The sequence below is a fragment of the Eubacteriales bacterium mix99 genome (genome assembly GCA_038396605.1).
Lineage (GTDB): Bacteria > Bacillota > Clostridia > Caldicoprobacterales > DTU083 > UBA4874.
The window spans coordinates 1,578,151-1,596,987 of record CP121690.1 but is presented as its reverse complement, the minus strand read 5'-3'; the positions used below and the strand labels follow the sequence as shown (position 1 = coordinate 1,596,987).

24 protein-coding genes and 1 riboswitch are annotated in these 18,837 nt (G+C 45.7%); of the genes, 11 read left to right on the top strand and 13 right to left on the bottom strand.

What is annotated here, in order from left to right:
* Window positions 1–111 precede the first annotated feature (111 nt).
* The gene (locus QBE55_06920; GenBank protein WZL77325.1) at window positions 112–537 is read right to left on the bottom strand and encodes a sigma-70 family RNA polymerase sigma factor; all 426 of its coding nucleotides are present in this window, start codon (window positions 535–537) and stop codon (window positions 112–114) included.
* A gap of 555 nt (window positions 538–1,092) precedes the next feature.
* Here QBE55_06920 and QBE55_06915 point away from each other — a divergent pair.
* On the top strand, window positions 1,093–1,434 hold the full coding sequence (locus QBE55_06915) for a helix-turn-helix domain-containing protein (protein WZL77324.1): 342 nt from the start codon (window positions 1,093–1,095) through the stop codon (window positions 1,432–1,434).
* A gap of 84 nt (window positions 1,435–1,518) precedes the next feature.
* Here the strand turns inward: QBE55_06915 and QBE55_06910 are convergent, their stop codons facing one another.
* From QBE55_06910 to QBE55_06885, 6 genes are all read right to left on the bottom strand, one after another.
* Window positions 1,519–1,710, bottom strand: coding sequence for a cysteine-rich KTR domain-containing protein (locus QBE55_06910; GenBank protein ID WZL79885.1), 192 nt, complete (start codon window positions 1,708–1,710; stop codon window positions 1,519–1,521).
* 79 nt (window positions 1,711–1,789) lie between these two features.
* Window positions 1,790–1,878, bottom strand: a riboswitch (cyclic di-GMP riboswitch).
* Between the two features lie 19 nt (window positions 1,879–1,897).
* Entirely contained in the window at window positions 1,898–2,707 is an 810-nt protein-coding gene (locus QBE55_06905) for an acyl-CoA dehydratase activase (protein WZL77323.1), read from the bottom strand.
* A gap of 4 nt (window positions 2,708–2,711) precedes the next feature.
* Window positions 2,712–3,944 (bottom strand): 2-hydroxyacyl-CoA dehydratase family protein, encoded by a 1,233-nt coding sequence (locus QBE55_06900; GenBank protein ID WZL77322.1) that lies wholly within the window; start codon window positions 3,942–3,944, stop codon window positions 2,712–2,714.
* On the bottom strand, window positions 3,944–4,657 hold the full coding sequence (locus tag QBE55_06895; GenBank protein ID WZL77321.1) for a 4Fe-4S binding protein: 714 nt from the start codon (window positions 4,655–4,657) through the stop codon (window positions 3,944–3,946). Before QBE55_06895 ends, QBE55_06900 begins: the two co-directional genes overlap by 1 nt.
* On the bottom strand, window positions 4,654–5,052 hold the full coding sequence (locus tag QBE55_06890) for a hypothetical protein (protein WZL77320.1): 399 nt from the start codon (window positions 5,050–5,052) through the stop codon (window positions 4,654–4,656). Before QBE55_06890 ends, QBE55_06895 begins: the two co-directional genes overlap by 4 nt.
* 49 nt (window positions 5,053–5,101) lie before the next feature.
* The gene (locus tag QBE55_06885) at window positions 5,102–6,280 is read right to left on the bottom strand and encodes a 2-hydroxyacyl-CoA dehydratase family protein (GenBank protein ID WZL77319.1); all 1,179 of its coding nucleotides are present in this window, start codon (window positions 6,278–6,280) and stop codon (window positions 5,102–5,104) included.
* A 102-nt stretch (window positions 6,281–6,382) separates the two neighbouring features.
* On the opposite strand from QBE55_06885, the gene QBE55_06880 reads away from it, so the two are divergent.
* Window positions 6,383–7,066 (top strand): Crp/Fnr family transcriptional regulator, encoded by a 684-nt coding sequence (locus tag QBE55_06880; protein ID WZL77318.1) that lies wholly within the window; start codon window positions 6,383–6,385, stop codon window positions 7,064–7,066.
* Window positions 7,067–7,106: 40 nt separating this feature from the next.
* Here the strand turns inward: QBE55_06880 and QBE55_06875 are convergent, their stop codons facing one another.
* Window positions 7,107–7,847, bottom strand: coding sequence for a Crp/Fnr family transcriptional regulator (locus QBE55_06875; protein WZL77317.1), 741 nt, complete (start codon window positions 7,845–7,847; stop codon window positions 7,107–7,109).
* Window positions 7,848–7,945: 98 nt separating this feature from the next.
* Here QBE55_06875 and QBE55_06870 point away from each other — a divergent pair, with 98 nt between their 5' ends.
* Genes QBE55_06870 through QBE55_06850 form a run of 5 tightly spaced genes read left to right on the top strand, consistent with a single transcriptional unit; the run spans window position 7,946 to window position 11,029 of the window.
* Entirely contained in the window at window positions 7,946–8,650 is a 705-nt protein-coding gene (locus tag QBE55_06870; protein WZL77316.1) for a 4Fe-4S binding protein, read from the top strand.
* Between the two features lie 15 nt (window positions 8,651–8,665).
* Window positions 8,666–8,980, top strand: coding sequence for a cupin domain-containing protein (locus QBE55_06865; protein WZL77315.1), 315 nt, complete (start codon window positions 8,666–8,668; stop codon window positions 8,978–8,980).
* A 21-nt stretch (window positions 8,981–9,001) separates the two neighbouring features.
* Window positions 9,002–9,166: a rubredoxin gene (locus tag QBE55_06860; protein WZL77314.1), complete on the top strand. Its 165-nt coding sequence runs from the start codon at window positions 9,002–9,004 to the stop codon at window positions 9,164–9,166.
* Window positions 9,167–9,186: 20 nt separating this feature from the next.
* A complete protein-coding gene (gene hcp, locus QBE55_06855; GenBank protein WZL77313.1) occupies window positions 9,187–10,818 on the top strand; it encodes a hydroxylamine reductase in 1,632 nt (543 codons plus the stop codon).
* A gap of 22 nt (window positions 10,819–10,840) precedes the next feature.
* Window positions 10,841–11,029: a ferredoxin gene (locus QBE55_06850; GenBank protein ID WZL77312.1), complete on the top strand. Its 189-nt coding sequence runs from the start codon at window positions 10,841–10,843 to the stop codon at window positions 11,027–11,029.
* On the opposite strand, the gene QBE55_06845 is transcribed toward QBE55_06850, so the two are convergent.
* The 3 genes from QBE55_06845 to QBE55_06835 all read right to left on the bottom strand — a co-directional run bounded on the left by QBE55_06845 (window position 11,030) and on the right by QBE55_06835 (window position 14,610).
* A complete protein-coding gene (locus QBE55_06845) occupies window positions 11,030–11,269 on the bottom strand; it encodes a hypothetical protein (protein ID WZL77311.1) in 240 nt (79 codons plus the stop codon). It lies immediately after the preceding gene.
* The gene (locus tag QBE55_06840; protein WZL77310.1) at window positions 11,256–12,662 is read right to left on the bottom strand and encodes a relaxase/mobilization nuclease domain-containing protein; all 1,407 of its coding nucleotides are present in this window, start codon (window positions 12,660–12,662) and stop codon (window positions 11,256–11,258) included. The genes QBE55_06845 and QBE55_06840 overlap by 14 nt, the downstream gene beginning before the upstream one ends.
* A gap of 478 nt (window positions 12,663–13,140) precedes the next feature.
* Window positions 13,141–14,610, bottom strand: a complete 1,470-nt coding sequence (locus QBE55_06835) for an IS1182 family transposase (GenBank protein WZL77309.1) — start codon at window positions 14,608–14,610, stop codon at window positions 13,141–13,143.
* Window positions 14,611–15,016: 406 nt separating this feature from the next.
* Between QBE55_06835 and QBE55_06830 the strand changes: the two genes are divergently transcribed.
* Together QBE55_06830 and QBE55_06825 are read left to right on the top strand one after the other, a co-directional pair.
* The gene (locus tag QBE55_06830) at window positions 15,017–15,871 is read left to right on the top strand and encodes a hypothetical protein (GenBank protein WZL77308.1); all 855 of its coding nucleotides are present in this window, start codon (window positions 15,017–15,019) and stop codon (window positions 15,869–15,871) included.
* Window positions 15,868–16,653, top strand: a complete 786-nt coding sequence (locus QBE55_06825; GenBank protein ID WZL77307.1) for a hypothetical protein — start codon at window positions 15,868–15,870, stop codon at window positions 16,651–16,653. The genes QBE55_06830 and QBE55_06825 overlap by 4 nt, the downstream gene beginning before the upstream one ends.
* A gap of 176 nt (window positions 16,654–16,829) precedes the next feature.
* Here the strand turns inward: QBE55_06825 and QBE55_06820 are convergent, their stop codons facing one another.
* A complete protein-coding gene (locus tag QBE55_06820; protein WZL77306.1) occupies window positions 16,830–17,120 on the bottom strand; it encodes a CD1845 family protein in 291 nt (96 codons plus the stop codon).
* A gap of 219 nt (window positions 17,121–17,339) precedes the next feature.
* Window positions 17,340–17,909 carry a restriction endonuclease FokI C-terminal domain-containing protein gene (locus QBE55_06815; protein ID WZL77305.1) on the bottom strand — a complete coding sequence of 190 codons (570 nt, stop codon included), beginning with the start codon at window positions 17,907–17,909 and terminating at the stop codon, window positions 17,340–17,342.
* Between the two features lie 165 nt (window positions 17,910–18,074).
* On the opposite strand from QBE55_06815, the gene QBE55_06810 reads away from it, so the two are divergent.
* Both QBE55_06810 and tnpB read left to right on the top strand, forming a co-directional pair.
* Window positions 18,075–18,434 carry an IS66 family insertion sequence element accessory protein TnpB gene (locus tag QBE55_06810; protein ID WZL77304.1) on the top strand — a complete coding sequence of 120 codons (360 nt, stop codon included), beginning with the start codon at window positions 18,075–18,077 and terminating at the stop codon, window positions 18,432–18,434.
* Window positions 18,434–18,784 carry an IS66 family insertion sequence element accessory protein TnpB gene (tnpB, locus tag QBE55_06805; GenBank protein ID WZL77303.1) on the top strand — a complete coding sequence of 117 codons (351 nt, stop codon included), beginning with the start codon at window positions 18,434–18,436 and terminating at the stop codon, window positions 18,782–18,784. The genes QBE55_06810 and tnpB overlap by 1 nt, the downstream gene beginning before the upstream one ends.
* Window positions 18,785–18,837 lie beyond the last annotated feature (53 nt).

Here is an 18,837-nt window from a genome sequence, read left to right as displayed (position 1 = left end):
GCTGTTTGCGGTATGTATCCGGCTTGTCCCTTATTCGATTTTCAAGGTTCAGCGAAGAATAAAAACATATCCCTCATAAACCTTTTCATCTTCAGGGCAAAAGTTGCTCCCTTAAATGAAATTTTTGAGGACTGCCTCCATATTTTTCAGCGCCTTATTGATAGAACGTGAGATTTGACTTTTATTTACCCCTTCTGCCTTAGCAATGGCACTTTTGCTCATTCCCAAGAAGTAATGAGCATAGATGCGCTTGGCCTGCTTATCCGGCAAGGCGGCGATGGCAGCGTGAAGCTGCTCAGCCGTCACTTTGCGCTCATAGATTTCGCAGGGGGACAGGGACACGAACAGGATGTCACGCTCGATGCCGTCGCCGCGATCCAGAGAGTAATACGCCTTATGACGGTATCTCCGCAGATAGTAGGCGGCTTCGGCGTGTTCATAGGAATCCATGAGTGCCGCAACCTCGTCCGGTACCTCAATGATGCAGTCGGTGGTATAAAAATCGGGATAATAGTCCCGCAGATTGATCTTGACCATTTTCTTTTCCTCCGTTTCGATTTTTAGGCTTGGGCAAATCGAAACAGAGGATGGAGGGGAGCGGCAGAGGGGCTTTATATCACACCGCGTCGATATAACGTACCAGAAATATTTATCCAGAGAAAAGAAGATAAAAAACGTACCAAAGCAGAATATCCTCCGCATGGTACGTCGAAATTGATACAAATTACATACTATTATGTCATAGCTTGCATATGCAAGGTTAGAATTTATCCTTATGGAGCAATAACTTTTTTTAAGCGATTACCTTGGAAGATTGCCCATAGAATATTCAGGCCATCTGCTAAACTGCCACCTTTCTATAAAAGTGGTATTTTGGTAGTAAAAACAACATCTGCCAAAGCTCCTTTCAGTTTGCTTTGGCAGGTGACTCATTTGATTTTGGATGCATTAATATAACCCGCCAAAGCAGTCTTTTTTTTCTTGCCTTGTCCGGCTGTTATTTTTGTGAAATATGTTGCATGCAAATATGACGCACAACCACATTATGTAATCATCTTTTTTCTACTAAACTTAGATAAGAGGTGATACATAATGCACTATGACATGAAGCGAATGGGTACTATCATTCAAGGAGCCCGTATATCGCGCGGAATGACACAAACAGCGCTTGCTGACAAAATAGAAGTTTCTTTAAGAACCATCATTGCCATTGAAACTGGAAAACGAAATCCAACATTTGAGGTCCTTTATAAAATCATTCAAGAATTAAGTATTCCAGCTGATCTTATTTTTCGTCCCGAGGATGTAACTGGTACGCCAGAGCAGGAACAATTTATTCGGGAGTTCCGGGATGCTAACGAGCAAGAACAGCAAATTGCTATTGCATCAGCAAGAGGTATTTGGAAAGAACTCCGCCATGAAAACAAGGGATAGTATTTGAACTAACTTAACCACAAGTACAATCAACTTTATAGATCATGTACAAGGAGAGCCGATAACTGTGATTAATCTCACATGTTATCGGCTCTGCGTCTCAGCGGCTGGCTCTTTGATAACTGATATTTTCAGATGTCGTACATTTATTAGTGTCTCATGTTTGCACTTGGGACAAAATAGCGGAAAGTTTTTAAGGATTGTATCCTCACGGATTTTTAGACGTGTCTTGTTATTGCAAACAGGGCATAATACCCATTTGATTTCCGTCGTAATATCACTCCTGTCATAGTTTTATCATTCATAATCAAAACATATCTTGACTCTATCCGGAGTGGCAGAGTCAAGATATGTTTTTTGCAACCAGACTATCATAGTACGTTTATTTACCTTAGACTCTTGGCTTTATGCCCCTGCCTTTCGGTCAGTTTGCCTTTTCTGATATTTAATTTTATATGCTAAATTAAGAAATTTGGACCTGCATTTTTTCAGTATTATGCATGCCAATTAAAGCAGCTCCGATTGCGCCGTTGAACTGCGGATAATTTGCCTTGTAAATATCGCACATCAGTTCATCTTCCAACGCAGATCGAAGAGCATCATTGTTAGCGCCGCCTCCGGTCATCATCACATCGCCATCCGACTTATATTTACGCGCCATTTTGGCGATACGGTTTGCCATGGCTATATGCATACCTGCAAGGATATCACTTCGGCTTTTCTTTTGAGCAAGAAGAGAGATCACTTCCGTCTGGGCAAAAACGGCGCAGGTGCTGTTGATTTGACAGGGATCTGTACTCTCTTTCGCAAGCGAAGCAATCTGATCAATGGTAGTTTCCAGAAGATCAGCCACGACCTCCAAGAACTTTCCTGTTCCAGCGGCGCATTTATCATTCATTGTAAAATTCACGATATGTCCATCGGGGCCAAGGCTGATGATCTTGCTGTCTTGGCCTCCGATATCAATGATCAAGCGCGGATGCACGTTTTCAGGGGCTGTCAATTGTACACCGCAGGCATGAGCGGTGATTTCTGAAATTGTGGCATCTGCGAGGCCGATACTGCGCCTGCTGTATCCGGTTGCGGTGATTACGGCGATATCATTGCGTGTGATACTTTGGCTCGCATAGATCTTTTCCAGCAATTTGGCCGCAGTTTCCTCACAGTCGATGCCTGTTGGAAGAAGTTCAGCGCCTAAAACACAGTTATCCTTTATCAATGCCGCCTTCAGGTATGTCGAACCGGCATCCAGTCCCACATAATAGTTTCCCATGTATTTATCTCCTTTGTTCTATCAATTCAACAAACGCTTCCAGACGGATTTTTACCTGTTCTGCATCCTCGGCGGAGAAATCTGTTTCCACACGCAGAACCGGAATATCAAGCTTATCTGCCAGCTGTTCCACCATGGACAATTCGAAGTCGTAAGGCGTGCAGCCGCGCAGGATATGATAAATAACGCCCTCCACTTTCGTCTGACGCAGTTTTTCTGTGAGACTGCTGAGGCGATCGTCCGTCTGCTCGAATACCGGACACGTACATGCGCAGACATATCGCGCCGTAAGCGCACGTAAGATGCCGTCTGTACTGTACTCATCAGGAACAACGGGGTCATATAAAAGCCTCCCCGCCATACACGTCTCGTCTCCGACAATCTGTGCCCCCAGACCTTCCATCAAAAACGGCAGTTTATAGTTTGGAAATGTAATGGGAGAGCCTGCGATAAAGATACGCGGCTTTTTCCTTTTCAAAGGCTGCATGGCAGCTGCTTTTTGGGAAAGTCCGGCATTTAGTATTTTCGCGTGCTGCGCCCAGCTTTCCGGCGTATCATAGCAATAGCTGTTCAGCACAGCCATAACCTGTGAACCCGTGACAGGCGGATTGTCGGATGAGAGCAAGCCGTATAGTTTATATGCTTCCTGCTGTGCCGCATTAATGCTTTTGCAGGATTCAATCAGTTTCCGGTTGGAGAACCTGCGGCCCGTTTCTTTGGAAATACTTTTCATGAGAGCATGCATGTTTTGCAGGTTCTGCGCAAAGCGTTCCTCCGACTTATCCATTTCAATCGGCAAGGGAATAACCGGAAGGTACTGCGACAAAAGCGCAGCGCTTTTTCGCTTGCCATCGCAGGTCATCGGCAGCACTGCCAGCCTGCACTGCTGATAGATCGGCATGACGCGCATTGCGTGAAAACCGGCAGTTGCCTTCAGGACTGGGCAGGCATCACGCGGGACGATCTCATCCCCGATCATCGCCGCAACGCTGTGCCCAGCGCATAAGCGCAGCGGCCTGTAGCCGAATGCGTATATCATTTCATCCGGCACCATCACGCAGTAGCTACCTATGTACTCGTTGTCATCCTTTTCAAAATCGACGAATGTTCTTTTAAGAACATTCGTAAAATATTCAAGCCCCTTGGGAACATCTCCTATGGATGTCAACTGTTTCAGTGAACCAGCCGAAACACGCGAAATATTTCGCTTATAACGTTCTAATGTACGCTCTTCCATTATTTCACCTGCTTACTATTACGTTTGGAGGACAATACCTTTTTCCCAAACAGGGTAAAGGAAAGCACATCCTGCTCCGGGCATGCCTCAATGCATTTCATACAGTAGATACAATCCGAGTGAGTGATATCGGATTTGTTGCGTTCTTCATAAATGGAGCGGATATCCATTGGACAACATTCAAGACAAGCGCGGCAGTGTGTACACGCGGTGCCGTCCTTTTTAATTTTTCCGAAGCTGATTTTATTGACAAAGCCCCGGAGTGTCCCTAGCGGGCAGTATTTACAGAACGCCCTTTCTTTCAGAAAACAAATTCCCGTTACAATACCGACAATAATGATTTTATAGATACTCATATCTGCGCTGCTGAAGGAAAGGTCGGGCCGTATATACATAACTGGGCGCAGCCCAAAAAACAAAACGCTGGCCAGAAAATATACAAGTATGATCCATTTCAGCGGACGCAAATAGGATTTCACCTTTAATGACACGTGGAACGTCGGAATATGCAGTTTTTTCCGAAGCATTGAAAGTAGTTCCTGATAAAATCCCAGCGGACAAACATAGCCGCACCAGAGACGCCCAAAAACTAGAGCACTGAAGATGCTGAGCAATAAAATAATAATCCGGTATCTGCTTCCAAGGAAAGCGAGCACGGCAGCGGCAATCAGAAGACATGTGATACGAAAAGCTGTAATTTTACGCTGCTTCAATGTGTTTCCTCCTCACTCCGCAGTACCGGAAGCGGTTTAACGCGGTTTTTCTTTTTTCTGTAATAGACTGTCATGCCTCCCGATGTCAACACGGCAATACCCAAAATAGAGGCAACATTTTCGATACGCTTGAGCGTCTTAGCCTGCATAGCGGTTTCGTTTTGATTACCGCCGTTTGGAATTGTCGTGCTTTCGTCGCTTTGAGTAGTGCTGCTAACGGGAGTTAATGTCCGGCCTGCTGGATTCTGCGCAAGATTTGCTTTGACAGCGAAAAAAACGATTGTAACAAGAATGGCGGCAATCACGATGGTTATTATTCCGCGGTGTGCTTTTGCCGCTTTTGTTTTTTCCATAACTTTTCGATGCAGTTCTTGTAAAAGAAAGCTGAATGACATAAGTTCCTCCTTAATCGCTTTGAGTTTATAAACTGGTGAGTATTCATTTTCATATTGCTGCGGACAGTCTTCCGGTCTGCATCAGCAGTTCAGAAAAAGCTTCCAGGCGAATTCTGATCTGTTCGATATCGGCATTCGTATAATCCGTTTCAATGCAGACGAACGGAATCCCCGCCCTGATGGCGGCCTTTTCAATCCGATTCGCTTCATAAGCATACATGAGTTGCCCCTTGAGCAGATGGTAGATGACGCCGCTGGCGTTTTGCAGGAAAGAAGTATCAGAACACAGTGCGCGAGCAATATCGTTTTGTGCCGATCTGTAATGAAGTTCATTCAGATCCCTGAACATGGAATTTAGCGAGGAAGGATCATGCTCCATAAGCTCTGTGTAATCCTCCGGATCAGGGACTCCACAGTGATTCTCATAATTTCGGATGCCGACATTATGTAATACAGTCGGGATTTTGACATTCGGGAAAAAGATCGGTGACCCGATCAGCAGCAGATGGGACCGGTTTTCGGGCATCGGCTTCAGGTTTTCCTCGGCGAATCCATTCACGCGGTCGGTCCATTCCTGAATGTCAGGAGCAAGATAATAGGTCTGCTTGATAAAATCCTTTGCGATTTGCGGAATATCCATAGTCTTAAGGCGCCGGATGGCATCATGTGCGCTGGTGATTTGCTTCGCGGCAGTTCGGATGCTCTTGGCGGTGATCGGTCGGTGTGTGAGCTTTTGCAGCTCCATAACTAAATCCATCTGTGACGACCGAAACCGTGATGTGGCTTTTGAATCCAGAAACGGCTCCTCCTCCATCACGATTACCGGATGCCCCAGATCCTTGAAATAAGGCAGAACTTTACGCGTATCTGCGTTGCTCACCGGAACAACCATCGCGGTAATATCCCTCATGCAGGCAAGCTGTTCGGAAAAGAGAATGCTGCTTGCAGATTTCAACACAGGGTCCGAAATCTGCGGAAACACATGTTCTGCGTATTGATCCGTAAAGTAATTACCGCCAAGCAAAAATAACGGTTTCGCGCCGGTAGCCCGGATATATAATTCGGGAATACCAGTCCCCAATACCGCTATGGACGGCATTTCTGTCTTTTGTTCACCAAACCAGAATCCCTTCCAGATATCGAAAAAATAATCAAGAGGGATATCTGGTGCTTTTTCGCGCACGGCATCCATCGATTTCAGGATCTGATCCTCATATTTTTTATCCAAAACATTTAGGGCCCCTTTCATCTTTGATACTTTTGTATTATAATCAAAAACAAAAGTGAAAGGAGTAACCATGGTTACTCCTTTCAAGAAAGGTGTGCTATTTTGGATAATTTATTTTCGATACTTGAAACGGTTGATCTATTTAACTGCTTCTCTTCTGATGAGTTAGATAAATTGTTTCAAAATAATCTTTACCATATCAGAACTTATACCAAAGATTCCGTGGTACATCTTCAGAACGAAAAATGTGAAAACCTCGACATCATTTTGAGTGGGACTGTTTCGGTACAAAAAATTGATTCGAATGGGGATATGCTCACGATTTGCAGTTTTTCGGCCGGTGAGGTTATGGGAGAAAATCTCCTGTTTTCACACAGAAACTTTTATCCCATGACAATCACCGCAAAGTGTGATGCGAAAATTCTCCAGATCAAGAAAGAATTGACTTTGAAGCTGTGCCAAGATAACAGTAAATTTCTGAAGGGCTTTCTCCAGTCTGTATCCGATAAAACGCTTATTTTAACAGGCAAGATTAAAATATTAACGTTAAAGACAATCAGACAATGTATCATTGAGTTTTTGCTTTATGAATGCCACATACAAAAATCAACTACTATTAAATTGAATATGACCAAAAAAGAACTGGCTGAAAAAATAGGGGTCCAAAGGCCATCTCTGTCAAGAGAGCTGAATAAAATGAGAAAAGACGGCCTTATCACCTATGATCCAAAACAGATCACAATCATGGATGTCGATTTGCTGAACAAACTGCATATAGACTCCTGAAAATATTATTATCTTGAAACAAACAGTACCATAATCATGTTCATTCATTGCGAAGAAAAATACAGTTCATTTTATCATTAAGGTCAGAGGTATCATTGAGACTGACGACTGCACCGGTCGTTTGTAACAGCTCGAACTGATTTTTGTGAAACCTTAGAACGCCGTCGTCCCTGAGCTTTGAAAGCTCGGCTGACATGGCGCTGCGCTCGACGGAAAGGTAGTCCGCGAGTTCCTGCCGGTTAAAAGGAATACTGAAACGGGTGTTTTCTGCTTTCTTCGCTTCGGCCGAGAGATAGGCAAGGAGCTTTTCGCGAGTGGTACGCTTTGACGTAAATTCAATTTTCTGCGTCAGCGCTATATTTTTCATGGCTATAATGCTTAGCATATTCTGAATGAGCTTGCCGTGAAAAGCACACGCCCTGGCGCATGGAACGGCAAGCCTGTGACAGTCGATAAATAGCAGTTCGCTTTCGGTCGTTGTGATTACTCTGACCGGAAGCATTTTTATTTCCGCGCAGGCAAAGGATTCCCCGAACAGATTTCCAATGTCAATTTTTCCGAGGATGCTTCTGTTTCCGTAATAGTCATCCTGAACGACCTGAACCTGTCCCGATAGAACAATGCCGAATTTTTCGATGCTTTCGCCGCTGGAAAATACGGTTTGCCCTTTTTCAAAACGAACCGATTTCGCGGCCAGGCACAACAAAAGCGGCTGCAAATCTGCCTCTTCAATGCCTCTGAATAATTGTACTGTTTTCAATACATCCAAATAATTTCTCATAAAATCCTCTTTCGTTGGAATTCCAACAGACTTATTGATTTAAGAATAGTAAACTCAAACCATAAAGTCAACAACAACTTGAAAGTGGGGGACGGAACATGATTCGAAAAATTATCAGAATTGATGAAGAGAAATGCAACGGCTGCGGACTGTGCGCAAAAGCCTGTCACGAAGGGGCAATCGGAATGATAAACGGAAAGGCCAAGCTTCTCCGCGACGATTACTGCGACGGCCTCGGCGACTGCCTGCCGGCCTGCCCGACAGCAGCTATCAGTTTCGAAGAACGCGAAGCGAAAGAATACGATGAAGCCGCCGTGAAGAAAAGCAAGCTGAGCCAGCAAGCAGAAACGTTGGCCTGCGGATGCCCTGGCACACAATCTAAATCCATCCATCGGGAAAATAAGTGTGAGGCCGTCCATTCCAATATCAGCGAAAACAAAAGCCAGTTGTCACAGTGGCCCGTCCAAATCAAACTTGCGCCGATCAATGCTCCGTATTTCGCGGACGCCAATCTACTGGTCGCCGCCGACTGTACGGCCTATGCTTACGGCGATTTTCACAACAGGTTTATCAGGAACAAAGTGACCCTGATTGGCTGCCCCAAGCTTGACGAAGGAGATTACAGCGACAAACTCACGGAGATCATTAAAAACAACAACATTAAAAGCGTTACAATCGTCAGAATGGAAGTCCCCTGCTGCGGCGGGATCGAAAACGCGGTAAAAAGGGCGCTTCAAAACAGCGGCAAGTTCATTCCTTGGCAAGTAGTGACGATTTCAACCGATGGGAAAATTCTTGATTGACAGGAGGTAATCATAATGATAGAAAAAGAGTATAAACTGTCCAAAACCAATGAAAAAGTGATAGAAAAAGTCATATTTGACGAAAACCTTCATTACCTTCACATGGTGTTTAACAAAGGCGAGGGATTGCCGGAACACTTTACCAATTCAAACGTGTATATGACCGTCATTCGCGGACGGCTCTCCATCGACCTTGATGAACAGGAAATCCATGAGTACGAAGCCGGGACTCTGCTGAAAATCCCGTTTCAAACTAAAATGAATGTCAGAAATGTGCATGACGAAACGCTGGAACTAATTGTCGTAAAAGCGCCCGCTCCGAAAAGCTGAGAAAACGAAGGAGGAACTCGGATGAAAAAGTACAGGTGTATTCCCTGCGGGTATATCTATGATCCTGCGCTTGGTGATCCCGACAGCGGCATCGCGCACGGCACGGCATTTGAAGATTTACCCGATGATTGGCAGTGCCCGATTTGTTTTGTCGGCAAAGACGAATTCGAACCTGTTGAAGACTGAATTTTAAAGGAGGAAGCAAAATGAGCATGTTTTGTTATCAGTGTCAGGAAACCGCCGGAGGAAAGGGCTGCGCAGTGCGCGGCGTCTGCGGAAAAACCGAAGAAGTAGCGAAGCTTCAGGATCTTCTGATTTATGCCCTCAAAGGCATCTCGCAGATCGTAGTCAAAGGGAAGCTCGATATCAAAAGCCTCGGCGAGACAAATTATGAAGTTCTCAGCAGCCTGTTCATGACCATTACCAATGCGAACTTCGACGACGGCTCTATTGAAAAGCAGATCATGAAAATGATCGCCATCAGAGATAAGCTAAGGGACACCGTTGCTTCCGCAGGTTTACACGACGCGGCCACTTTCACGGTAAGCTCCAGAGCGTCTATGCTGGAAAAAGCCACTACCGTCGGCGTGCTGTCAACCGCAAACGAGGACGTACGGTCTCTTCACGAGATGATCACATACGGCCTTAAGGGCATGGCGGCCTACGCCGAACATGCGAAGAACATTGGAAAAGAAGATTTGGCAATCAACGCCTTTATCTACGAAGCACTTGCGGCAACGTTGAACGATTCCCTCACCGCTGACGATCTGGTCGCACTGACGCTGAAAACCGGCGAATACGGCGTAAAGGCCATGGCCCTTCTGGACGAAGCCAACACATCAAGGTTCGGCAATCCTGAAATTACTGAGGTCGATATCGGTGTCCGTAAAAATCCCGCAATTCTGATTTCCGGCCATGACCTGACCGATCTGGAACAGCTTTTGGAGCAGACCAAAGGCACCGGCGTGGATGTGTATACCCACAGCGAGATGCTGCCCGCCCATTATTACCCGGCTTTCAAAAAATACGAAAATTTTGCGGGCAACTACGGCAACGCCTGGTGGAAACAGCTTGATGAATTTGTATCCTTCCATGGTCCCATCCTGTTTACCACTAACTGCATCGTCCCGCCCAGAAGCGAAGAGGTCCGGGGCAGAATCTTTACCACGGGTTCCACCGGCTATCCCGGCTGCAAGCACATTGAAGCGGACGAAAATGGCAAAAAAGACTTTTCCAAAATCATCGAGCTTGCCAAGACTCTTCCCACACCCGATGAAATTGAGACCGGCAGCATCGTCGGCGGCTTTGCCCATAACCAGGTGTTTGCTCTGGCTGACAAAATTGTTGACGCCGTTAAATCCGGTGCGATCAAAAAGTTCTTTGTGATGGCTGGCTGCGACGGACGCATGAAGTCCAGAGAATACTACACCGAGTTTGCTGAGAAGCTCCCGAAGGACACTGTGATTCTCACTGCTGGCTGCGCGAAGTATCGCTATAATAAGCTGAAGCTGGGCGACATCAACGGAATTCCAAGAGTTCTAGACGCTGGGCAGTGCAACGACTCCTATTCGCTTGTTGTCATCGCGCTCAAGCTCAAGGAAGTTTTCGGGCTGGACGACATCAACGACCTGCCCATCGTTTATAATATTGCGTGGTACGAGCAAAAGGCCGTCATCGTCCTGCTGGCGCTGCTGTCCCTGGGCGTAAAGAACATCCACCTAGGCCCCACGCTGCCGGGTTTCCTGTCGCCCAGCGTGGCAAAGGTCTTGATTGAAAAATTCGGAATCGCAGGCGTGGGAACAGTTGACGATGACATCAAGCTGTTTATGAATGCCTGATTTAAAAAAGGAGATTTGGCATATGAACGCAACAATCGACAGAAAGGGCTGTATTTCCTGCGGATTATGCACATCAACCTGTCCGGAAGTATTTCGGATGGCTGATGACGGGCGCGCGGAGGTTTGCGCGGACCCTGTTCCTGAATCTGCGGAAGACACGGCAACGGAAGCACGGGATAACTGTCCCGTCTCTGTTATCACGGTAGAATAATCATAAATCAGCGCCCATTTGAAAGGCTTTCAGATGGGCGCTGATTAAGAAAGAAACAAAAGTAGCAAGCAATGCATCGTGGTACCCACGATGCCCATTTCCCAATTTTTCGCTTACGCGAAAACCGTGAAATTGCTTGTTGGTGGCAGTGCCCCCAATCCCCTCTGATCGCACAATAAATTGTGCGGCTACGCGTCCTGCGGACGCTTCCGGGAGCATGGACAACTCAACGCTGCCCATGCTCTTTTTCTTTCTCCGCTTCGCGCCTGTCGGGGCCAAGCAGATGATCGACGTTTGCTTTCACGGTCAACAGCTCTTTCATCTCATCGCGGGCCTTGCGATAATCAACGTAAGCCGCCTTTTTCTCTGTCAGAAGCGCCGCATATTCGGCCTGTAAACTCTTGACGGTAGGGAGTTTTTTTACACCCAGCTCATCAAATGACTTCTTCGCCGCCTTGTGCAACAGGATATCGCTCTCATGCTCCGAAAGAAACTTTTTTGAATACCCCGCCTTGCGATAGGCAACATAGGTGTCGCGGGTCTTGGCGTAATTGATGATCTGTGTTTTCAGAACGGCGATCTCGGCCATCCGTTTTTCAGCCGCTTTGATTTGTGTGGAAAGCTCATTGTACCGGGCGGTTGCCAAAGCCGTTTTAGCGGCCAGCGCATCGTATTCCAACAGGTTGTGCTCGGTCAGATAATTTACTGTCTGAGCCATCTGCTTGAGGTTGAATATCTTGGCCCAGCGTTCGTAACCAACGCCTTTTCCGGCGCGAAGTTTGGCCTGAATATCCACCAGCAAATTGATCTTTTTATTTGGCGCGGGCAGGACGATTTTTTTGCGCGGCTGATGTACCTTTTCGCCGGAAAGAACGGCCCGAAGCTCCGCTTCACTGTAGCCGCTGCCCAGCGTATCCAGCCGGATAAACCGCTTTTGATTCTTTCCGCGCAGGGCGGGAATTTTCCCCGATTTGATTACATATCCGGCGTCCCGCAAGAGCTTCAGGAGCGCGTCAAAATCGGTTGGATTTTGAGCTAAAGCCGCGTCTATTGCCACACGCAAAAGCTCCCGGTTTGAGGGCTTTGCCTGATTGCCCAGCCACTTGTTGTAACTCTTGCCGCGACGCTTTGGATTTTCCACGATAGACAACCCGTTCTCGATGCACAGCGTATCGTTGAGCCGCCGTACGGCTCTGGTACTTCCCCAAAAGTTTCGGAATTTCCGGGTACAGTCGAGGGACGTGGAATTCCAAATGATATGATTATGAATGTGGTGTTTGTCGATGTGGGTGCAGACGATGAAAGCATGGTTCCCGTTTGTAAAGCGTTTGGCAAGCTCACTGCCGATCCGGTTTGCTTCCTCCGGCGTGACCTCGCCGGGGACAAAGGACTGTCGGAGATGGTAAGCAATCACATCGTCCGCACCGCGCGTTCTGCCGGTGAGCGCGGCATACTGCCGTTTGGAAAAAAGGAACTCGGCGTCGGCTGTGCGGCTGTCGCATTCGTGGCCGGTGATGAGCCTGCCGTAATCCGTTTTCTCCGGATTCTCTGCATAGTCGATGATGTCGCTAATTGCTGTTCCGACGTTCCGGCCCTTGCCGGTATGCAGCGGCATCAGCCGCGTTGTTGCCATAAACACTCCTCCCTATAAAATAAAAAGGAAGCTATAAAGAGCTTCCTGAAAAACATGCAGGAAATGACCAGCTAATCTCGAATATTTCTTTTTAAGGCACAGGCATGTGGACACCTTACAAATTGTTATTTAATCTGCTATAATATATGTAATAATTTGCCGAATAGAAATAAGCTATCATAAAGTTTACGGTTCAGTGTAAACAATAGCAATAATGGGCAACTTATGAGAACGGATATAAGAATAATCAATTCTATAGAATGGCGGACATGTCTCTACAAACTGAGCACGTTGAGTGCGTGGTATTGATGTCTAGGGTAAACTGATGGGTGTGCGAAAAGCCCGGTAATGCAAGGGCACTGAAAAATCCCTGGTTTTTAAAACCGAGGATTTTTTGGTGTATAAATATTCGAATAAACATCAGAGAAATTAATACAAAAAACGAGTATCACCGAGGAAACCAAAAAAACAGCCATAATCAGGCCGGATTTGGATCCATTAACTTGACTATCCGCTTTACATTAACCACAAAAGCCGTAAAATATGTTTGCAATCGCATAGAGGCAAGACCCACGGAATCGGCTCTGCCGAGGCCGTGGGTCACTTTCATCTCCCCGTTCTTTTCTTCAATTCTATGCCGGACTTTCATTCGCTCCCGGAAAGCGTCGCTGTTTTCAAACGAAAGTCTTTGTCGGTTCTTCTCGCTTGGCTGCGTAATGTTGTAGCATTTTCCCTTTGATTTCCCCATACGGCACTGCCCACACATCGGGCATTTCTGGCACTTTTTTTTACTGAAAAAATAGTTCAGATATGTGTTCCCGTTTTCTGCTGTCCTTTTCTCAACCCGCATCGCAAGCTCACCTGCCGGACATTGAAGTAGTCCGGCGTCCTTGTTGAATGAGAATCCTTCATCAAGCGACGTTGCAGCTGCCGCTGCAACAGCGGAGTTCGTTCTCGCGTAAAGTGTCACGCCCTTTTCTTCGCAAACATCAAGGTTGTCCTTGCTGACGTAGGCCATATCGCCAATGGCTTCTTTTACAGCTACACCGTTGTTTATGGCTTTTTCAAGTAAAACCGGCAATTGGGTACAGTCCGGTTCTCCGCCGTGCGTGACTTTAACCCCTGTTATAATACGTTCTTCGGTCATTGCAAGATGGTTTTTGTACCCGAAAAATGTGCTGGTCGCCGTTTTATGTCCGAAACGGGCATCCTCATCGGCTTTTGAGCGAATCTCACGTATGCGATCCGTGTCCAACAGTTCCTTTATACGCTCATATAATTCAATTAAACCGGTCTTTTCACTTTGCAGTATATCTTCGCCAATATTTTCCAGCAACTGATAAGTATACTGAATCTCGTCCGCCAATTCGGCGGTTTCACTTGGCTTCTCAGGGAACTTTTCCGAAAGCTCTATCATCTCACGGTATATTTCACGCCGCAGCTGTTTACTCAAATCACGCAATACCTGTGTGACGGTTTTGGGGCGGGCATTTGCCGTAGTATGCGTCGAATCCACAATAATCGCTGTGGATTTTATCAGCCCTTTTTCGATTGCTTGGCGTATCATTTCGCGCAACATTTCATCCAGTATATCTTCCGTTATGCGGGTCTTCCGGAATTTTGTGAGTAAGCTGGGGTCTATCATTTCGGCTTCCGGGTCTAAATTAAGAAAATACTTATACGCCATATCGGTCTGCGCACTGCTGATTAACTTCTCGTCTGACAAGTCATACACTTTCTTCAGAAACATCAGCTTGAACATCATTTCGGGTTCTTTAGCCGGACGCCCAAAATTTTCACAATACTGCTTTCGCAACATTGGGTTCACAAAGCTGAAATCTATGCTTTCTTTGATTTTTCTCAGTATATGTTCTTCTGATACAACAATATCATACAGCCCCTGATAAGGGGATAATGACATTTTTATCTGACTATTATCTCGCAGCACTTTACTTCCCCCATTGCCTCGTTTCTATGAATAATTATACCATATATGCAAGAAAAAGTCCAATTCTCAATCGAGAATCGGACTTTTTCAGTGCCCTTGTAATGCTGGTGCTTTCGGGGTTTGAGGGCAAAAAACCGGTGAGCCGAAACCGCCAAAATATCGCTTTGAGGTAATCAGTCCAGAGGGCCAATTTCGGACGCGAGTGGACGATATTGATGTCGGTGTTCGGCGTGTGGTCAAGATAGATGTTTTTGTGTTTTTTTGGCTCCGCGAGTGTACAGGATTGATGGTTTTTGAATTTGGCGGGGTTGTGTGGTCGGATTGGATGTAGGCTATAGGATAGATGTCAGAGAAAAACGCGAAATTTGCAAGCGCTGTTATAGACTTGATATAGGAGGAACCCATAATGGAAAATAAAAACGCACTTGTTCAAGCAATGATGGATGTTGAATATTATCCTCCGTCAGAGCTTGTAAAAATGAATATCGATATGACTGAAACGCAGAAGTTCCCTATTGAGAAAGCAGCTGCATTGGGTGTAGCTTTCCAACCCTTAACACAGCTTGTAAGCTATGCAGTGAGCGGTGCTGGACAAAGTGGTCTGTACTTTGTTAATACTGCGGGAAAGACTATGTTTCAAAGTGGCGGTCAGTTTATTGGTAATCTTAAAGCAGCCAATGGTGGCGTTGGTGGCGGTCTTGCTAGAATGACGCAGATACCACTTGATCCAACTATGCTTTGTATGGCAGTAGCTATTATGGCGGTTGAAAAGAAACTAGACGCTATCCATGAAGCGCAAAAAGAGATACTTGCCTTCTTAGAATTGAAAGAGGAAGCAAAGCTCAAGGGTAACCTTAATGTGTTAGCTGATGTTCTGAACAACTATAAATTCAATTGGGACAACGATAAATACAAAGACCACAAACATATTTTAGTTCAGGATATTAAGCGCGAGGCTGAGCAGAGCATTATACTTTATCGTGAGCAGCTTACAAAGGCGCTCAGTAAAAAAACTCTGTTCCATAGCGATCAGGAAGTCAAAGCTACATTAAACAAGACAATGGCCCGCTTAAACGATTATCAATTGGCGCTGTACATATTTTCCTTCTCGTCATTCCTGGAGGTTATGCTTCTTGAAAATTTCGATTCTCACTACTTAAACAGTATGAAGAGCAAGATAAGGATGCTGTTGTACTGCCGGAGGACGCGCAGATTCTGTCCGGTGTTAACAGCGAAAGCGGCTATTATGCATCCTTCATGAATTACCTCGGTAAGATCACCCTGCCGTTTGATACGGATGGTGTTCGTAGCGAAATTGAAGATAAGGCACTGTTCAGAAGAGCTTTGCTGTGCTATGGCGGCAAATACAGCTATATGTTGCCTCCGGGAAAGGCACGTCAGAGCTTTTTGGATAACACAGATCGTGATTATGGCTTCAAGAGACTTCTGAGAGATGACAACACCGGGAAGCGTGATTATCTGAAAATGCTGATGGACGATATTGTCGTTGACAGGCCGGTAACCGAGCAGCTGCAAGAAATCATCGATCGGAAGACATTTGATGAAGATGACAGGTGGAAGCAGTACTTTGTAAAGCTCCCGGAGATTCTTGACTGTGTGTATACGAATGACGCTAGTAAAAAAGATCCTCAGAATGAATGGGTGTTCATGAGCTCACAGAAATTCATTCGGAGGAATAACAGCGATGATATCCTGCTTCTTACGAGGACACAGACGAACTCCATCAATCGGGAATTGTACTCATACGTCCTGTTCCTCATGGCAAGAAAGGAAGGACTCAAAGTTAAATATCACGCTGAATACACAGACGGCGCTGAGAAGTATGCCTATTACGATAATAAGCAGGGCGAACGGATTCTTGTCGTGTATAAGAAAAAGGAGGACGTCGGCTATGTTTTTATCGCAAAGAAAACAGACGATGTGGAGATGTTCTACCATGACGCATTGGAAGGCATGCTGGACTATGTAGAGAAAACGATTAAAAATGACGATACAGATGGTCAAGTTCAGGCAGATATATAAGGACGACAAGTTCCTGAGATATGAATATTATCCATGGGTCAAAACAGATAAGAAGCCGGGAATTACAGTCGTTGATCTTGAAGTTCCCATTATGTTTAATACGTAGACTCCTTACAATTGATAAAATGGCGCGGAGCTTTCCAAAAACTCTGCGCCATTTAATTTCTAGACTCTTTTTAGCCGTAAACCCGGTCCTGAATCGCATACCGCAAATCCTGTATTTTGCCGAGCAGCCACGCCGCCGCCATGGGGATTCCGCATGGACTGACGAGAAATGCTATCACCAGTAGGATGATCCCGTTTGTAACCTGATGAGTGATCAGCGCCAGCACACCGAAGATGCCAAGGACCGTTCCTGCAAGGCCGAACACAATGGCCGAACAGCGGAGCACCAGCGCACAGATCCAGACGAAAACGGTCAGCACCACGATGACCGGAGCGACGAGTATTTTCAGTATCAGCCTCATAGTATCGGCCCCCTTCTTGAATTTCTGATACCACCATAACGCGCCGCATATTTTTTTGCAAGGATACGACCATAAATCGATATATCTTCTTTAAAAATGCCTTTACCATTTTGACTTATATCCAATGCTTGATTTTATTAGATAAAATAAACCACAAAGCCAGATGACTTTGTGGTTTATACTTTTTAAAAGCAGCCAAACACGTAGGCAAAACTTAGCCTATACCGCAATTGAAAACCTTTTATTTGTTACATACCAATCATAAATATCAGCAATATTCACTTGTTGCGTTGCCACCATAGCCCCAAGTTCCAAAAGGGTATCAACTGTTATTGATGTTCTATTGACTGCCGTATCGTTTGCAATTTCGCTTAATGCAGTCTCGTCATTAGTAAAATCCATGCTTACAAAAGCAAATGCATGTCTTGGAATTCTATCTGCAAGAAGTTGTTCTCCATGCAAAGAAATGTATTCTTTCATCTTTCTGATATCACTTGCTGGGAAGTTGTACTTTTCGTAAGCTTTTGCGTCGATGATAAGTCCGTATGATTTCGCATACAAATGGCTTCTGTACTTTGAAATTACATCTGCGACACGTCCTTTTCCTTCACCAAGATGCTCAGATTCATATCCCAATAATTTAAACATATCATTTACTGTCATTTCAAATAGGGTCGAAGAATTTCTGCCGTCATAGCCATAGCGAATAAGGTCTCCGACGATTCGCGACGGTATAGTGCCATTATATTTTGTCACCTTTTCTTCTATCTTCTTCTCAATTTTATTCACACGGTTGGCTTCACTAGCTGCAATTACAATTGGTTTATCCAGTTTAATCTGTAACCGTCAACCCGGCCGTCACATTGCAGGAAAGGCGTCAGAAAGGGTACAATTTACTTCAAAAGAGTTCAAAACGCTCTAAGAAGTGTTTTGAAGCAAATTGGAGTGAATTGAGTGGATACACAAAAAATTGTGACGAGGTTCCGGCTGTCGGGCTGGGGTGAAGAGGTAAAAGAACGGATAGCCAGCGGGCAGACCGTAAACGCATTCTGCGAAGAAAAGGGAATCAGCAAAGCCACCTATTACTACAGACAGAAGAAAGTACGGGAAGCTGCCTGTAGGGGGCTGTTGGAGAAACAAGGCGGCGAGGGTGGGCTTGTGCCGAACGGATGGACGCAGCTTGAGGAGCCTAAACTTGCCGCTGCTGCCGAAAGTATACTGACCATCGAAATCGGCGGCTGTCATATCAAGGTAACTGCTTCGACGGATTTGGAACTGCTGGCGAAGGTCTGCCGCGTACTGAGGTCGCTGTGATGCGCTTCGACGAAAAGCCCGTGTATCTGTGCTGCGGATGCACGGACATGAGGAAATCCATCAATGGGCTGATGACGCTTGTGCAGCAGAGCTTTTCTCTGGACCCTTTCGCCGATGCGCTGTTCGTTTTCTGCAACCGAAACCGTGACCGCATAAAAATACTTGAATGGGACGGCGACGGCTTCTGGCTGTATTTCAAGCGGCTGGAACGCGGACATTTCCGTTGGCCGTCGTCGGATGGAGAAGCGACAATGGCGCTGAACAGCGAAGAATTATCCTGTCTGATTGACAGTGCAAGGCTTGCAAAGAAGCTCAGCCGAAGCGAGGTTTCCGAACGTAAAATTTCGTAAAATATCGGGTGCGAAAAAGCCGATTTTTCTTGATTCCATGCGGTTTTTACGGT

Coding starts and splice junctions, on each gene's coding strand:
- QBE55_06845 (WZL77311.1), bottom strand. CDS start 11,269: ATGGGCAGCGTTGAGTTGTCCATGCTCCCGGAAGCGTCCGCAGGACGC.
- QBE55_06865 (WZL77315.1), top strand. CDS start 8,666: ATGATAGAAAAAGAGTATAAACTGTCCAAAACCAATGAAAAAGTGATA.
- QBE55_06915 (WZL77324.1), top strand. CDS start 1,093: ATGCACTATGACATGAAGCGAATGGGTACTATCATTCAAGGAGCCCGT.
- QBE55_06840 (WZL77310.1), bottom strand. CDS start 12,662: ATGGCAACAACGCGGCTGATGCCGCTGCATACCGGCAAGGGCCGGAAC.
- QBE55_06870 (WZL77316.1), top strand. CDS start 7,946: ATGATTCGAAAAATTATCAGAATTGATGAAGAGAAATGCAACGGCTGC.
- QBE55_06850 (WZL77312.1), top strand. CDS start 10,841: ATGAACGCAACAATCGACAGAAAGGGCTGTATTTCCTGCGGATTATGC.
- QBE55_06890 (WZL77320.1), bottom strand. CDS start 5,052: ATGTCATTCAGCTTTCTTTTACAAGAACTGCATCGAAAAGTTATGGAA.
- hcp (WZL77313.1), top strand. CDS start 9,187: ATGAGCATGTTTTGTTATCAGTGTCAGGAAACCGCCGGAGGAAAGGGC.
- QBE55_06830 (WZL77308.1), top strand. CDS start 15,017: ATGGAAAATAAAAACGCACTTGTTCAAGCAATGATGGATGTTGAATAT.
- QBE55_06820 (WZL77306.1), bottom strand. CDS start 17,120: ATGAGGCTGATACTGAAAATACTCGTCGCTCCGGTCATCGTGGTGCTG.
- QBE55_06825 (WZL77307.1), top strand. CDS start 15,868: ATGAATTACCTCGGTAAGATCACCCTGCCGTTTGATACGGATGGTGTT.
- QBE55_06920 (WZL77325.1), bottom strand. CDS start 537: ATGGTCAAGATCAATCTGCGGGACTATTATCCCGATTTTTATACCACC.
- QBE55_06900 (WZL77322.1), bottom strand. CDS start 3,944: ATGGAAGAGCGTACATTAGAACGTTATAAGCGAAATATTTCGCGTGTT.
- QBE55_06905 (WZL77323.1), bottom strand. CDS start 2,707: ATGGGAAACTATTATGTGGGACTGGATGCCGGTTCGACATACCTGAAG.
- QBE55_06875 (WZL77317.1), bottom strand. CDS start 7,847: ATGAGAAATTATTTGGATGTATTGAAAACAGTACAATTATTCAGAGGC.
- tnpB (WZL77303.1), top strand. CDS start 18,434: ATGCGCTTCGACGAAAAGCCCGTGTATCTGTGCTGCGGATGCACGGAC.
- QBE55_06860 (WZL77314.1), top strand. CDS start 9,002: ATGAAAAAGTACAGGTGTATTCCCTGCGGGTATATCTATGATCCTGCG.